This window comes from Caloramator sp. ALD01 (assembly GCF_000472625.1).
GTDB classification, from domain to species: Bacteria; Bacillota; Clostridia; order Clostridiales; family Caloramatoraceae; genus Thermobrachium; species Thermobrachium proteoclasticum.
This window is the reverse complement of the sequence record NZ_KI421442.1, coordinates 21,146-35,782: the sequence shown is the minus strand read 5'-3', so window position 1 is coordinate 35,782 and position 14,637 is coordinate 21,146. Positions and strand designations below refer to the sequence as shown.

General features: G+C 29.8%; 10 protein-coding genes. All 10 read right to left on the bottom strand.

Annotation, left to right across the window (positions count from 1 at the left end):
* Positions 1-299: 299 nt before the first annotated feature.
* The gene (locus A3M9_RS0112745) at positions 300-1,682 is read right to left on the bottom strand and encodes an ATP-binding protein (protein WP_027309515.1); all 1,383 of its coding nucleotides are present in this window, start codon (positions 1,680-1,682) and stop codon (positions 300-302) included.
* 183 nt (positions 1,683-1,865) lie between these two features.
* The gene (gene csx20 / locus A3M9_RS0112740; RefSeq protein WP_027309514.1) at positions 1,866-2,246 is read right to left on the bottom strand and encodes a CRISPR-associated protein Csx20; all 381 of its coding nucleotides are present in this window, start codon (positions 2,244-2,246) and stop codon (positions 1,866-1,868) included.
* Positions 2,243-3,595, bottom strand: coding sequence for a TIGR02221 family CRISPR-associated protein (gene csx2 / locus A3M9_RS0112735; RefSeq protein WP_027309513.1), 1,353 nt, complete (start codon positions 3,593-3,595; stop codon positions 2,243-2,245). Before csx2 ends, csx20 begins: the two co-directional genes overlap by 4 nt.
* A 71-nt stretch (positions 3,596-3,666) precedes the next feature.
* Entirely contained in the window at positions 3,667-4,608 is a 942-nt protein-coding gene (locus A3M9_RS0112730) for a DUF1848 domain-containing protein (RefSeq protein WP_027309512.1), read from the bottom strand.
* A gap of 15 nt (positions 4,609-4,623) precedes the next feature.
* A complete protein-coding gene (locus A3M9_RS0112725; RefSeq protein WP_156897917.1) occupies positions 4,624-5,946 on the bottom strand; it encodes a methyltransferase domain-containing protein in 1,323 nt (440 codons plus the stop codon).
* Between the two features lie 13 nt (positions 5,947-5,959).
* Positions 5,960-7,597 carry a hypothetical protein gene (locus A3M9_RS0112720; protein ID WP_027309510.1) on the bottom strand — a complete coding sequence of 546 codons (1,638 nt, stop codon included), beginning with the start codon at positions 7,595-7,597 and terminating at the stop codon, positions 5,960-5,962.
* Between the two features lie 142 nt (positions 7,598-7,739).
* Entirely contained in the window at positions 7,740-8,927 is a 1,188-nt protein-coding gene (locus A3M9_RS14020) for a hypothetical protein (protein WP_051350749.1), read from the bottom strand.
* Between the two features lie 623 nt (positions 8,928-9,550).
* Positions 9,551-11,320 carry an MBL fold metallo-hydrolase gene (locus tag A3M9_RS0112710; RefSeq protein WP_027309509.1) on the bottom strand — a complete coding sequence of 590 codons (1,770 nt, stop codon included), beginning with the start codon at positions 11,318-11,320 and terminating at the stop codon, positions 9,551-9,553.
* On the bottom strand, positions 11,313-12,932 hold the full coding sequence (locus A3M9_RS0112705; protein WP_027309508.1) for a hypothetical protein: 1,620 nt from the start codon (positions 12,930-12,932) through the stop codon (positions 11,313-11,315). Before A3M9_RS0112705 ends, A3M9_RS0112710 begins: the two co-directional genes overlap by 8 nt.
* 2 nt (positions 12,933-12,934) lie before the next feature.
* Positions 12,935-14,629: an Hsp70 family protein gene (locus tag A3M9_RS0112700; RefSeq protein ID WP_035166761.1), complete on the bottom strand. Its 1,695-nt coding sequence runs from the start codon at positions 14,627-14,629 to the stop codon at positions 12,935-12,937.
* Between the last annotated feature and the right edge of the window lie 8 nt (positions 14,630-14,637).

The following is a 14,637-nucleotide window of genomic DNA, read 5'->3' as shown; positions in this document are numbered from 1 at the left end:
AGTTTACCTATGGGTTTCAATCCCTTATAGGTAGGCTATAAACAGATAAGACAGCTTTTAGAAGATGAAAGCAAAGAAATGTTTCAATCCCTTATAGGTAGGCTATAAACCCCTTTCAATCATTATTATATCTATATTTTTCTGAATTGTCAAATTGTTTCTTTTTCGTAATAAAAAAGTAACTTTGTAGGTTTTTCAAGGGTTTGAGGCTGCTGTCGACCCCCCGGGTTTTTTGCAGGATTGGGGGTCGACAGCAAAAAAACTGTGGATTATATTCTCCACAGTTTTTGCTATCTATATTATTTCAATAACAAATTTGGCATTTCTTTAGATAGTTCTAATAACCTATCAGTATACCCACTTTTACTAAACAAAACGTAAAATTCATTTCTATTATTTCTTTTCCATTCAACTTTCTTAGCTTTTTCTTTTAACCTATAGAATATATCTATATCAATAGGTGTATTTAGCCATTTGCATTCTCCAAACAATATATCATTAGTATCCGTATTAATTCCAACTATATCTATCTCCTCTTTTGAATTCCACCATCTACCTACTTTATTTAATAAAAATGGAATCTCTCCTCCAACTATCATATCCCATATACTTTGTCTACATATATCTTCATACACAAAACTAACGTGATTCATATAAAAACCTTTTTTTATTTTGTCTAAAACATAATCAACATTATCTAATTCAATAAAGCTTCTATATGGATAAACAAACTTAAACCAAAACTCTATAAAATTATCATTTATAAAATATAAACCTTTTTTACTCTTCTCTGGGTTTTCCTCTGTTATTGGTACTTCTCTTTTTAATATATCTAAATCAATCAATGTTGATAGATATTTTGTTAATTTAGTCTGTGAAACTCCTAAGTTGGTTGCTATATTACCTATTTTATGGTTTCCAGCTGCAATAGATTTAATTATAGAAAAATATGTTCCTATATCTTGTACCTCTTTTTCGAGAAGAAATATGGGCTCTTCATACAAAAAGCTATCTTTATTCAATACATTGTTTTTTATTGCCTCAAATATATTCTTTTCCTTTTTAAACATTTCTATATACTTAGGCACTCCGCCTGTTACAGAATAATACTCAATTAAATTTACATCTTCATCATAAAATTCTTTGTAATACTTAAAATCAATTTGTTTTAATTTAATTTGTCCTGTTCTTCTGCCATAAAGTGGACTGGAGTAATTTAGTGTTTGTTTTTCCATCATACCAATTAGCGATCCACATAAAATTATCATAATATTTTTTTCTTTTAGTTTTTCATCCCAAATCCTTTGAAAAATTGAAGGAAATGCTGAATTTATTAAGCCTAAATACTGAAATTCATCTATTACAATTATTGTTTTTTGTTTAGGATCTACCCTCTTTAATATTAAATCAAAGACACTATCCCAGCTATCAATACGTAAATCTAAAAGGAAATCATCATTTAAATAATTTGCAATTGCATTTTTAAATGCATTTATATTTTCACCTTCAATTTCTTCTGTTGCAAGAAAATATATTGCCTTTTTATCCTCTATAAATTTCTTAATTAGAGATGTTTTCCCAACTCTTCTTCTTCCGTATATAACAACAAACGATGAACCTTCTCTTGTATATTCTTTATTTAAAAAATCCAGCTCTTTTTTTCTATTCACAAATTTTTTCATATTACCACCTCAACAATATTATACTTCAAATTATAATAATTCAAAGTATATTATTGTTTCACATTCATAATAAAAAATACCTTTATAGTTTTTTTCGAGAGTTTGCAACTGCTGCCCCCTATGTTTTTTTACAGGATTGGGGGTCGACAGCAAAAAAACTGTGGATTATATATTCCACAGTGTTTAGTATCTTCTAAAATTAATGTGTCTAAAAATATGCACATTAGTTATTGAGCCATCTTCATTTGTTATGCTCTTATACTCTCTCTTGCTTGTTGCATATATAGGAACAAAACCCTTCTCCTTTGCCCATTGTACCATATGATTTGTCGCCCCAAAATCACCCTGGATTAATATATAATCACCCTGCTTTGCGTTGTCTATTATAAAACGCTTAAATTTATCTATAATATATATAGGCAGTTCTCCTTCTGGTGGTATATTTGACCATATATACTGCAGTTCCTGTGGAAGATATATAAATTCTTCCACCTTAAGTTCATTCTCGGCTTCTCTTATTTGTTCATCTGTTAGTTTGTGGGAAAAAAGTAGTATCAACTTCATTCTAAGTCCTCCAATGCCCCCTTATTATTTAAGTATTCATCATATACTTTCTTTAATTCTTGATATTTTATACCTAATTCACTTTTTAATTTTGATATATCCTTTCTTTTATCAGGTTCCGTAAAACCAAAATGGTTTATATCGTTTCTTGAAACTGATATTGCATCTGCAATTTTAAATATTTCCTTTGGTGTATTTTTTAATATTTCTCTAATCTTTTCCTTATATTGTTCCTCTACAATCCATTTGCTTTCATTGTCTTTATATTTATATACCGCCATTGCCTTTGCTGCAATTTCTTCTCTTATGTCTTTATCTGAATCATCTAAATCATTTAAAACACATATAAATGTCTTTATTGTTTCATCTAAAGCTGTATATCCCTGTTGTATTAAATTGTTTTGAATACACCATTCAACAAATGCCATTCCAATTGATAAATTATCATTACAATCAAAAATTTTGGATTTTTTCTCAACCAATTTGAGTAGTTCAGAAATAGTTGGATAAATTTGTTTTTCCCTTATTGTATTTAAACTTTCTATCATATCCTTATATGCTGCGTAAACTGATTTTTGTGGGTTGTCAAGTACAATGCCTTTACAAGTATTTATTGCATCTGTAAATGTATTTAACTTTTTAGCAAAATTATAGACTTCCCTATACTTTTCATCATACTTCTTTTCCCTATTTACAAAGTCAAGTATCTGCCTGCTGTCACCAAACTTGACAAAGGAATTTATTGCATAGGACCACTCTAACAACCTATCAAACTCCTTAAGCTCAAACACTGGAGCAACTCCATCTTTATCCCTTGCTTCAAAGGCACCATAATATATTCCAAGTATGTCTATATTCTTCATTACCTTTGCATAGTTTAAAACAACAAGTGCGAGCATTGGGATTGAACGGAAGCTGTGGGTTATGTCAAATATTACCTCATCATTATCATTTATACAATCCATCATTACATTAAATATTTCCCATATCTCATCAACATTCTTTCCCTCTGGTATAGATTTATCTACTATCTTAACTTTATAATTTGGGGTTTCGAGTTCCTTCTTTAGTCCTATAAACTGTTTCTTACTCCTTCTTATTATTGTTTCTTCTGGGCTTACTTCCTCCCTTGATACTTCAACAAATCTCTCTGAATCCTCCCAGTTTTTATTTCTTGAAGCATTGGTTAGAAATATAATAACTTCATCATCTTCTGTCCATTCTCTGCATAAGTCCTCCACTAAAGCTGTTTGTATAAACCTACTTTTTACTTCAGCACCCTTTGGACATTTATATGTACATTCACTATATTCCCCTGTTCCTAAAAAGCTTAAAAACTTCTTTGCCATTTTATCTCTCCTCTCACAAATCTTTATACTTATTGTATATCAAACTTATTTAATTTTTAATGCGTAAAAATTTATATTAGACTAATCTGTTCTCCCTCTTCCAGCCTAAAGGATTTAACATCCTTTCTTTCTATAACATATTCTTCTTCATATTCACCAAATAAAAGTGGGGATTTAGGATTGTGGGCTCTATAGTTTTCCTCTGCCTTAGGCTTGTTTATATTTGCATAGCAATATAAGCAACCGTGGGCACAGGTGTCATATTGACCAATGTCAATACATTCGTGGCAAAGGCAAGCACTTCTGTTACCATCCCTCTTTAGATTCTTAAGCTTATATCCTACTATTTTTTCGATAAGTTCTCCATCTACGCACCTTCCGTGCTCTATGCCAAATTTACTTAAATCTATCTCCTCTCCACAGGTTTCAATCTTTAACCCATATTCTCCTGCAACATTCGAAAAATAGTCTGATATTTCATATATATCCTCTGCTGTCATCTCCTTAAGTTCTATCTCCTTCATATTCCTTGAAACCTTTTTATAGTCATCTAAAAAGCTTATTATAACCTTGTCTGTATATCCACTAACCCTTTGGCAAAGCTTTGAAAAGGCAGCTTTATGATAGTTTAATGTGTATTTATCTGTAAGAAGAATTGGATCGTATCTTAATATAACCTTTTCTTTACCAATCCTCTTTGAAAGCTCTATAAAGGTATCAACTATTTCTGATTTATTCCTTAAGTTTGGTTCAATATCCTTTTTATATGGAGTTATTGTAAATTGGAAATAATATTTATAGTCCTTAAGTTCATCTAAATAGTTCATAAGAGGATTTGCATCCTTTGTCCAAAATACTATACAGTCAACCACGTCAGGCTTTATATTTATTTTGCTTATCTGTTTTGCATTAAAGGGATTTTTTACATATACATATCCTTCCTTTATTCTATTTAAAAACCATTCACTATAAAAGGCAGGTATATCTGTCCTACGACTAACACTTAAAATCAAGAATATCACCCCATTTTAAAAAAATACGTCAAGCTTTGATTTTTTGTCTAATATAAAGTTATTGTCCTTAAACTGTACCTTCTTTACATTAACAAGCTCTCCCATATTAATCCTGTTAAACAGCTCCTTTACTTCATCTACAGCATCATTTTCTATCTTTATCCAAAAATTTCTATCTGTAACGCTTCCATCACAGATACAAAAACTATTATTCTTGAAGGATTTCGTTTTCACTATACCTTTAATATTGTATCTTTTGCCTACCTCAAAATTACCTTCTACAACTTCCTTTATTGTATAATAGCTCTGTTTGTTTTTACATACACTATACTTCATAAGGCCATCTGTTCTTAAAACTAAATAATTAAAGGCTACATATTCCTTATACTTGTTTTTATTCAATCCCATTTCATTTAAAAAGCTTATAAGCTCAGGCTTTTTTATAGGCATACTATAGCTTGTAAAGCAGGAACAGTTTATATTTTGTCTTTCTTCCCATATTGAAAGGCACGGTGAAAATAAATTATAAACACCTTCATTTACCAACCTATTTCTTAATAATTTCATATCCCTGCACTCTTCTTTACTTCCAGGTTCTATTATTATAATTGAACCATCGTATAAAAGATTGTTTTTAAGTTTTGATAAAAATTCAAATGCATCAAAATCATCATTATGCTCAAAATGGTTTATAAAGTTACTCATACTGATAATATCAAACTTTAAATTCTCAACTAAAATTTCTTTGCTATTTACTTCGCATAATTTTAAATATACTTTTATATTTAAATTTTTAGGGAGAAAATCCTTTAATTTATTTAGTATAGAATTTGCATATTCTAAAAACTTCTTCTGGGAATCAACAAGAAAAAATTCTATATTAAATTTTTGTTCACCAAACTTTTCTGCCAAAACCTTATAAAGTTCAATAACTCCAATAGGAAGTGAACCTGGCCCTGTTCCTATATCTAATATTTTTATATTGGTTTTTAATTCTCCTAAAGTTGCAAGATCTATCAAAGGTGCCCATACTTTATATATGTTGTTCGGAAGGTAGTACCAAAGATAAGTTAAATATTTGTTGCTGTAATCTGTTTTTTGTATAAGACTGTACATACTTTCTATATTTTGTATTACATCTAAAACTACATTTTTATCTATTCTACTTAGGCTTGAAAAAATGTCATTATTTGTTCTTACAAGTCCTATTTCCTTATAAATTAAATCAACTATTATATTTTGTAAATAGATGGGGAAGTCCTTTTCCCCATCCTTTATTCCAAACAATTCCTTTATCTCATCGTTTTCAAATTGCATTTTGCCCTGATTTATATACATATCATCCCACCCTTTAGGATATTTTCTTATTATCTGCAAGCCACTTTGCAAAATTGAAAGTATTAATTATATAATCTTGAACCCCCTTCTTATCTTTATACTTTTCTAATAGTTTTACTGCCTTATCATATTCCCCATTTAAAATATAGAGTCTTGCGAGTTTTTCCTCTATATAATTCTTAGGTGTTTTTTTATTTACCTCCACCCAGTTAAGCTTTATTGCATATTCAAAGCAGGCTTTTGACCTTTGAACATATTTTTGTTGTTCTTCCCTTGGAACATTCGTTCCTCTATTACATATATACATACCCATATAAGTAATACCAAACCAATAGAGGACTTCTATGGGTTCATTTGTCCAATTTTTATAGGTTTCTCTTATTTTGTATTCAAAATTTTCATTAAAAATACTTTCTACTCCTTCACCATATTGGAGTTCAAAACATTTTGAAAGATAAGTATATGCCTTTTTAATATTGTCTTTATAATAGTTACTTGAAATATTTCCATTTCCATTAACTAAATTTCTAAACTTATTAAAATCCAATTTAACCTTATCTGCATAATAGGAACCTAATGTATAATAGGATTTTAAGTATTCATTTCTAAATTTCTTTCTTTCATACTCATCTTTCATTGCTTCATAAACTTTAATTGCACTAAGTAAATACTCTACTCCTTCCTTTTGGTATTTTATAACATAGTTTTTATTTAAATCTACATTCTGATTATTATCTTCCTGATTGCGAAATACCATTTTAGATTTATCTACATAAAGGTAACCAAGCCTATATAAATTTTTTATTCTTGATTCGTCTCTTTTCAAAACTTCCTTGTAATATCTTTCAGCTTCAAAAAAAGATTCTTTTATATTTTGGGAATTATCAGCTCTATAATTTAAGCAATCTAAAACATATTGATATTTAATAAAGCCTAAACCATCAAGGTATCTTACTTCATTATCTTTATCTATTTCAATACATCTTTTATACAGTATTTCCGCAGTTTCTCTGTACTCTGCAAGTTTCTCAAGTGGTTCTTTTCTTTTTTCTTTATCCTTTAAGATTTTTTTATCTATTTTTCCTAAAAATCCTAATTGAGTTGCTGCAAAGGCTACTTCAGATAAATATTCTGCATCATTCCATTTTTCTGAATTTCTTGCTTCCTCCAATGAACCTAATGTATTATATAAACCTTCCCAATCATTCTCCCTCTTAAGTTCTTCTATTGTTTTATCATTTTTCATTATTTTTGTTTTATTTAAACTTCTATTTAAATTGCTTCTATCATTTTCATCTAAAAATATCATATAGGGCATACGATCATCTTTTTTTATTACTCCATTTCTAACTAACAAACCATATAACTCTGCATTAAACTCACTATTTTTATGCTTCAATTCCTTCTTTTTATTTTCAAATTCTATTCTTAATCTACCATTAACTATACTTAACCTTTTAAATGAACAACAATATACATTGGTATCTGATGCATATTTTCCTATATAATATAAAACTACCCATTTTGCTTTTAGGTTTCTTATTATATCGCCAAACATATCTATTACTATTTTAGTGTTTTCCTTGCTTATTTGATAAACGTTGGAATTCAAACTAAAATCATCAAATACTCTTAAAATTATGTAATGCATAATTATTCCTCCTATCTTTATATGTTAAAGATTCTTTATATACAAATCATTTCCTTTTTAAAATATCAAATTTATATATTATTTTTATTGCACAAAAAATGAGTAAACAAAAAGTGTCTAACACCTTTTGTTTACTCATTGTCTAATCTATCTCTACCATATCTTGATTTTTATTATAACCTTTTTTGGATATTGCTGCACATTCCCTCTCATAATCTGCGTGGTTTGTCCAAATTTCAAATATTTTTATCTCATCATTATTAAAGTCATAGTCCCATAAACACCTAAATACAAGTTCTCCATTAGAATCTCCTTTATATAAATATGGCTTATCAAATCCCCATTCTTTATTATGCATTATTTCTCCTATAATATTTTTTCCTTTATTTCCATCCCTATAAAAACTTTTTACTTTGCTTATTAAATTTAATAGATTAGATTGTATATGATTTCTGTATTTTGCGTCATCAAACATATAGATTAAATCCCTTGAAACCAGCTTTCTTGTAAATAAATAATCTTTTAAGATAAATTCTCCATAGGCATTTAGAGAAACAAGTTGGTCATTTTCATCTGAAACCCTTTCAAAGAAAAATGAATTCTCATTTATAAAAATTTTATCTTTTTCTTCTAAATCTGAAAAATAAACTATTTCATCTTTTAATAATTTAATTAATAAGTCCCTCTTTTTTAATATCCATTCTATATCTATCTTAATAGGCATTGGTGGTATCTTTATTAAAACTTGATTTTCCTCATATAAATATCCAGTTTCATAACCATAGAAGGAACCTACAACATACCCTAAATATGTCATCAATTTATATCCCCCAATTGGAGCAAAAAATGTATATTCTTTATATGATTGTACCAATTCCCTTGATAATTTTTCCATAAAGTCCCCTAAATTCTCTCTAAGCTTTCTACTATTTGATACATCTAAATTTTCCACCTTCACAAGCTTTACCTTTGTGTTAAATTGCTGTTCTATTATTTTTCTATTTATTTCTGCTGCTAAACAGCCATCCTTTGTATCGGTATGAAGAATAGTCACATCAAATTGTTCACTTAAATGCCCTGCATTTTTAAGCTCATTTATTACTGAAAACTCTGCACTTATTCTTTTGTAATATCCCTCATCTACAGGGAATTGTCTATCCTTGCACTTTTTTATTGCATCCTCTAAGGTAACTTGTCCTCTTTTTAATAAAATATTTAGTTCACCAATATCCACAGCCATTTCCTTTAAATAGTTGTTATAGCCAAATACAGATGTTCCACCAGTTATTATGACTTTATTAAATTTAGCTTTATTCTCATTTTGGGACACTATTTTCCCCTCCTTGTTATGTAGATTTCTATATAATAATTTTCTACATAAAAGCCTATTTTCCTTTCAAATTCAAATTACATACTCTTATTCTATTATATGTAAAAAAATAGCCCCCTAAATTGGAGCTATCTATCCCTTCAAACAGGTCATATTCATTTCTACGGAAGAAAACTATAGTCAGTATATAGAAGAATTCGAATGTGACAATCCCTTCAAACAGGTCATATTCATTTCTACCAGGAGAAAAGACAATAAAGATGGGAGGTGATTATAAATTGTGACAATCCCTTCAAACAGGTCATATTCATTTCTACTGCACCCTTTTTTGTGCCTTGAAAAATCTGGGCTGAAGGAGGCTGTTTTCAAAACCCCCAAAAAAGTTGTTAATTTAGCAGTTAAATTAAGTCTTATACAGGGTATGTATAAAAGTTTTAATGTACTCTACCCATTGAAATATCTAATTTAAATAAGGTTTCAAAAAACCCCCCTATGTATAAGGGGTCAAATAGGTTTTTGTATGCATCAGATGAATAAAAAATTAATTCAATATATTAATATTATATATTTTCCAATTTTTATTTGTCAATAAACAAAGTTACTATATATTCCTATAAATTCTTCTACACCGTATGCACAAAAATTACATTCTCTGGACTTAATGTTATAATCGTCTCCACCAACTGGTTATAGCTTGCGTGTCCTGAAAGAGGAATGTCAAAGAAAAACTGGCTATTTTCAAATATGTTTATTTCATTCATTATACTGTTATTTTGGCTTATAAACCCAACCTTTACAATAGCTAAATCCTTATCCTTTAATTCATAATAGTACCTATAGGATGTGCTGTCCCTCTGAAGCATACCTGAACTTACAATAAAAACATCATAATTAAATAATTTAAATTCCATATCATTGTTTGATACACTCGTTAACCTATTTATTATATTTTTATCTATTTGTCTTTGAAAATAGTAGGTTATATCTGCTGCCTCTCCATCTATCAGTGCTGGAGTCCTTAGGGAGTTATAACTTTGTAGAATAAGTGCAACCTCTTGAGCTCTTCCTATTGCAAAACTTGGTATAAGGGTTTTTATTTGGTGGTTGTTTAACTTCTTAACAACCTTTGAAAGGATAATTTGATTATCCCTATATTCTAATCCATCCTTTTTATTAAGGTATGTTCCCTCTATTGCAAGTAAATCTATCTTTCCCCTTTGAATTAATTTTTTAAGCTCCAAGCCTTCCACAGTAAATTGGTTGTTTAAGCAGAAGTCCCCTGTATAAACAACTCTTTTATTTCCAAATAATATATCGTATCCACAGGAACCTAAAATATGTCCATTCCTAAAGGGAATTATATTAAAAGTATTAAGCTTAACTACTTCATCATACTTTACAATATTAATGTCAAATCCATCCAAACTAAATCCAACCTTCAAAATTAAGTCATACGTTTGTCTTGTCATAAAAAACTTTAATCCAAGCCCCTTTAAAACATCTATGCTACCATAGTGGTCTAAATGTGCGTGGGTTATAAATACACCTTCAACGTTTCTTATATCTACATTAAGTGCCCTTAGGAAACCTAACGCGTCTATTTTTCCAATATCATAATCATTATTATATGCACCACAATCAAGGATTAAATATTTACCTTTGTATTCAAGTAGGTGCATATTTGCAAGTCCATCATCATAGGGGTATGAATAAAACCTAAAATTCCTTCCTTCGAAATTATGATAACCAAATAAATCTACTATTTCAGAATCAATAGCCCTTAACGAAAGTGAATTTATATTAAAATTTAAATTCTTATCTATCATATTCGGAGTAAAAAACTCTTTATTTGCTGCATAGTTAAAATAAATTGGACTAAATATACTTCCTAATACTGTGGCTATGTAGGTTTTGTAAAAGGAATCCTGTAATTCTTCAAAATATGATGAAAGCTTCAATATACTTTCCTTATCCTTATTCTTTCTTGCATTATATATAAGCTTTAGAACATCATTATCGGATAAACTGTCAAACTCACCCCTTAAGTCAAGAGGGATTTCATCGTATTCAAACAATATACAAAACTCAATTAAATCCTTAACATCTACACTATTTTTATAAAACAAACCCTCAATCAGTTGCAGGTTCTTCTTTAATATTTTATTTGCAATGTTTATATATCCAAGTTTAAACAAAGATAAGACAAGGTATAGATAAAAGGCATCTATACCCGTCTTTTGAATTCCTATCTTTGAATATACATAGGTCATATAATAATTGCCCCTGCGGTAGCTTCTTGTACAAAGACTACCTAAGGTTGACATATCCTTCCCTTCGAAAAAATCCTTTTCCAAGAAGATAATGCTTCTATCTTGAATATTAAAATCAAGCATTTGCTTCAATACCTCCAGGATTTACGTTGTTTAGAATCGACATCGCCTTTGTTCTTATACTGCTGTTAAAGCTTTCATTATTCATAACATAGAATAGGAATTTTTCTATGTAGCCTGGAATATTGTTTTCACCTATAAATTTATTAATTAAAGATAATACTGCATCATATACATTAGGTGCTCTCCAAACAACTTCTTTATCCTTATATCCCATCTTTTCAAATATTATCTCTAAAATTGGTTTAAATTCATTTTCAACTGCAGGTATAACAAGCTGTATATTCTTTAATGCCTTTAATACCTTTGATGCATCTGTTGAAAGAATATTTCCCTTAAACTTTTCTATAATCATTGCTCTAAGTTCTGGTACACTCTTATAAATTTGCCTAATAACCTCAGAAACCTCTTCTGCTATTGTTGTTTTTTCTTCAAAAAGCTCTGAGGCAAGCTTTTCTATATAGCTATTATCTTTAATTAGTGCAAAATATGCCCAGACATAAACTTTATAGTCAACCTTTTGAAGATATTTTTCAATTATAAATTCTTTGCCTTCGGAATATGCTAAAAATCCTAATGTCATTATGGCATCTTTAATATCCTTTTTACTACATTGATGATTTTTTAGAGTATTTATTATATAATCTCCTGCCTCTTTTCTATTAGTAAACCTTAGTGCAAATAGGGAATGTCCCCTTAAGTTTTCATTATTTAGTGCTAAATATAGTTCATCTAATGCCTCTTTTTTCTTGAACTCATCTATCTTAGCACCCACTGCCGCAATTCTTGCAAGTTTAATATAGTATGGTCTATTTTTAACTTGAACATTGTTTCCTGTATCTGTTATTACACCTTGAGTTATAAGTTCAGATAATACCTTTCTCCCAAAGGAGCTTATATTTTTTGAATTATAGACATCCTCAATAATACGTTTTCCATCAGGTAAAAATAGATATACCTTAGATTTAAAATAATTTGCTATCTGCCTATCCTTTTCATTCTCCTTATCAAGTATTTTTATAAAGGATAAAATGTAAGGAAGTGCATCTTCATTTCCAGTGTCCATTAGGGCTTTAAAAAGATCCACCCTTAAGTTTTCGTCATAATAAAATCTGTTGTAGGCAATCTTTAGTAGGTCTAAATTACCTAATTTGCCACATAGCTTAATTGCAATTCGAAGCTGAGGAGTCCAAGTCCACTTTTTTAATATATGTTCAAGTTCCTCATTTATATACTCGCTGCAATTAAATGTATATAATATTTCAACAAGTTCATCTATGAAATTTTTAAAGTTTAAGTATGAATTTATTGTCTTTGTTGCATATATGGCACATCCTACTGGGGATATTCCCCTTGCCACCATCAAATTACACTTATCTCTTAGTTGAGATAGCATAGCGTTATATGACCTATTATCTGCCTGCTTAATCTTTTCATATATATGAACAAATTCCTCGACATCATTTTCGGAAAATTCCCAGTAAAACAAACCATTTTCTGTTCCTATAGGTTGAAGGCCTGGTGTGGAAAATTGATTCTTTATATCAACATTTCTTCCCTTTGGTAGATTACTTTTTAATGCCTCAAGATTCTGCAACGTTTTTATATCAAGCATTCTCAGCTCCTCCTTTCTTCCAATTCAACATCACTTTCTATGTTTAAATTAAATCTTGTTTCGTTCCTACCGTCTTTCACAATCATTACCATAGTCAAATACTTATTTTCATTTATTTCGTATTCAATATCTATTGGTGTTCCTGTTTGTATTGGAACATTGAATTTTGCAAGATAAGATTTTTGAATTCTAAGCTTTGAGCTATATGGACTCTTACCTGCATATATATCTACCTTTATACCAGATGGTGAGGTAGTTCTTAATTTTCCTGTTAGCCTTCCTTTATAAGGCACAGGATGATTTGCCTCTATTATGGTATGAGGCAATCCTTCGTTTACGTCAATCATTATAGCCTCTGCTAAGACTTTTGTTATATCCATTCCCATCATAACGTCTTTTTTTGCTGTAGATGCATTTTGTTTTGTACTTTGTGATACCCTCTTATTTTCTACGCTGTAGTAATGATAAACTGCTGCACCTCTTGCTACTGACTCCATAGGTCTTGAAGAAACTATGATTGGTTTATTTAGTATTTCAAATAGCCTTTCTTTAACTTTTGGATATTTGCTCATACCACCTGTTAAATAAACATAATCTATAGAAGAAGGCCTAATTCCATAGCCATTTAATGTATCTAATATTGGCTCTTCTATGTTTTTTTGTTTTCTTTGTTCGTTTAAAATTTTAGTTTTGTTTTTAGGTTTGTAGTATAGACTCTCTGTTGCCTTATCAAACTCCTTCTTTGTTATCTTAAATTCAAAGGCTTTGTCTTTATAAAAATCAACAATTGCCTTTGTAAAGGATATTTCATTTTCATTTACTGGAATACCCATCATTTTTCTGGTTTCTATCTCTGAAGCCATTTTTTCCTTAGCTTCTTCACAAAATACAGCAAGTTTACTTACCATAGATGTAAGCTCTTGCTTTGATATATCATCTGGGTCAATATCATTTTCCTCTAAGAATTTATTTAGTAAATATTCTGCTGCCCAAAAGTCAAAGTCAACACCACCTAATTCATCATATCTACCAACAGCTATTTCTTGGAAATCAAGTTTATTTCCGCTCTTTACAACGTCAATTACTGAAACGTCGCAGGTTCCTCCCCCTAAATCAAATACCAGTATTCTTTTCTTTGTTGAAAAATCTATGCTTTGGCAGCTTACATCCATAACTGCCTGTTGATTTATGTAATCTATCAAGGCTGCTGTTGGTTCTGGAAGAATATCTATATTTTCAAATCCTGCCATCTTTGCTGCCTCTATTGTGTCATTTATTTGGTCTGTATTGAAGGAAGCTGGTACTGTTATAACCACATCCTTTACATCAGTAAAGAGGTAATTATCTGCTGAATTTTTGCACATCTTTAGCACTGCCGCTGCTACATCCTTTGGTCTTATTACCTTATCATCTACCTCCCATTTGAAATCTAATCCCATATACCTTTTGCTATTTGAAATAACTCTTAGAGACTGCAAATCCCTCATTGACTTACCTATTTCACCTACGTATCTTAATCCATCGTAGTCTACAAACATTACAGATGGAATACTATCCTTTTCTATTAAAACTTTGTTCCTGTCAAATTGTTTTATAGGGACTATTTGAGTTATGAAATTTCCATACACATCCTTTGCACCAACTGAAACAACTGTATTAGTTGTACCTAAATCTATTGCAAGATAAGCACCCGCCACATTAATTC